Raw genomic sequence first — 2477 nt, 5'->3', positions numbered from 1 at the left:
ATCGTTGCAGAAACCGTCCGTGTACTCGACAAACTTATCGAACAAGGTTTGGATGTCAGCTACGAATACGCACCTTTGGGTGGCGAAGCCTATGACGAATACGGCCATCCTTATCCAGAATTCACGCAAAACCTTTGCCGTAAAGCCGATGCTGTCTTGCTTGGTGCAGTCGGTTCTCCTCAATACGATAATCTCGACCGTCCGCTGCGCCCTGAACGCGGCTTGTTGGCCATTCGTAAAGACTTGAATCTGTTTGCTAATTTGCGCCCTGCCATTTTGTATAAAGAGCTGGCCAATGCTTCTACTTTGAAACCGGAAATCGTAGCCGGCCTCGACATCCTTATCGTACGCGAACTGACCGGCGATATTTATTTTGGCGAACCGCGCGGCATCCGTGTTTTAGAAAACGGCGAACGCGAAGGCTACAACACCATGAAATACAGCGAAAGCGAAATCCGCCGCATCGCCCACGTTGCCTTCCAATCTGCCCAAAAACGCAGCAAAAAAGTCTGCTCCGTAGGCAAAGCCAACGTTTTGGAAACCACCGAACTGTGGCGCGAAATCTTTGAAGAAATCGGCAAAGAATACCCTGATGTCGAGCTTTCCCATATGTACGTCGACAACGCCGCCATGCAGTTAGTACGCGCGCCCAAACAATTTGACGTGATTGCCACCGGCAACATCTTCGGCGACATCCTCTCCGACGAAGCCTCCATGCTGACCGGTTCCATCGGTATGCTGCCTTCTGCTTCTTTGGACGAAAACGGCAAAGGCCTGTACGAACCATCTCACGGCTCAGCTCCCGACATTGCCGGTCAAAACAAAGCCAATCCGCTGGCGACCGTATTGTCTCTTGCCATGCTGCTGCGTTACAGCCTGAACGACGAAGCCCGCGCGCAACAAGTTGAAAACGCCGTACAAAAAGTACTGCAACAAGGCTTGCGTACCGGCGACATTTACGAAGAAGGTACCAAACTGGTTTCCTGCTCCGAAATGGGCGATGCCGTATTGGCTGCTTTGTAAGAAGGCCGTCTGAAAAAAGAGTGGGATCAATCCCGCGCTTTTTTATATGCGAAAACTTGAAACCATAAAAAAGGGCGTGTCTTCACACGCCCTTATGTCTTTTTCAGACGGCCTTAAGATTGAAAAAATCAACCTCTTTTGTGTTTGCCGCCAAAGCTGTCGTTAGACTTACGCTTGCCTTTAAAGCCTTCGCCGCCTTTTTTGAAACCATCAGCTTTTTTGAAACCATCTTTCTTAAAGCCATCTTTCTTGAAACCGTCTTTTTTATGGCCTTCGCCGCGAGCTTTACCGCCGAAACCTTCTTTAGCCGGTTTCTTATCGCCGCGCCAGCCGCCGGATTTACGATCGCCCCAGCCGCCTTTGCCTTTCGGTTTAGCGCCGGCAGATTTGCGTTTGCGTGTCGGCTCCATGCCTTCGATGGTCAGCTCAGGCAATTTACGGCCGATGTATTTTTCAATTTTGTGTACTTTGACGTATTCGTTCACTTCGGCAAAAGTAATCGCAATACCGGTGCGGCCTGCGCGGCCGGTACGGCCGATACGGTGAACGTAGTCTTCAGCCTGTTTCGGCAAGTCGTAGTTGATAACGTGGGTAATGGTTGGTACGTCGATACCGCGTGCGGCAACGTCGGTGGCAACCAAAATTTTGCAGCGGCCTTTGCGCAAGTCCATCAGCGTGCGGTTACGCCAGCCTTGCGGCATATCGCCGTGCAGGCAGTTGGCGGCAAAACCTTTTTCGTACAACTCATCCGCAATGACTTCGGTCATGGCTTTGGTGGATGTAAAGATCACGCATTGGTCGATATTGGCATCGCGCAAAATGTGGTCGAGCAGGCGGTTTTTATGACGCATATCGTCGCAGTACAACAGCTGCTCTTCGATTTTGCCTTGATCGTCCACACGCTCAACTTCGATGGTTTCAGGGTCTTTGGTCAGTTTGCGCGCCAGTTTGCCCACCGCGCCGTCCCAAGTGGCGGAGAACAACAAAGTCTGACGGTCGCTCGGCGTTGCTTCAACGATGGTTTCGATGTCGTCGATAAAGCCCATGTCCAACATACGGTCGGCTTCGTCCAGAATCAGCACTTCCAAACGTTCAAAATCAACTTTACCGCTCTGCATCAAGTCCATCAGACGGCCCGGAGTGGCGACAATCAGGTCAACCGGTTTGCTCAGGGCACGGGTTTGGTAGCCGAAAGATGCACCGCCGACAATGCTGACAGTACGGAACCAACGCATATTTTTAGCATACGCCAGTGCATTTTTTTCTACCTGAGCCGCCAGTTCGCGGGTCGGGGTCAATACCAAAGCGCGCGGACCTTTGCCCGGTTTTTCGCTGCGTTTGGTCAGTTTTTGCAAAGTCGGCAGCAGGAAGGCTGCAGTTTTGCCTGAACCGGTTTGTGCCGAAGCCATAATGTCGCGGCCGTCCAAAGCAAACGGAATCGCTTGCGCCTGAAT

2 protein-coding genes are annotated in these 2477 nt (G+C 51.7%); one reads left to right on the top strand and one right to left on the bottom strand.

Annotated elements, in window-relative coordinates:
• Positions 1 to 1023 (top strand): 3-isopropylmalate dehydrogenase (gene leuB / locus ACTHS3_RS06415; protein WP_440367439.1); only part of this gene is annotated, 1023 nt, incomplete at its 5' end.
• A 128-nt stretch (positions 1024 to 1151) separates the two neighbouring features.
• Here leuB and ACTHS3_RS06410 read toward each other — a convergent pair.
• A partial coding sequence (locus ACTHS3_RS06410; protein WP_440367437.1) for a DEAD/DEAH box helicase occupies positions 1152 to 2477 on the bottom strand: 1326 nt, incomplete at its 5' end.

This window comes from Neisseria sp. P0009.S007 (assembly GCF_051962515.1).
This window is presented reverse-complemented; position numbering and strand designations above follow the sequence as displayed.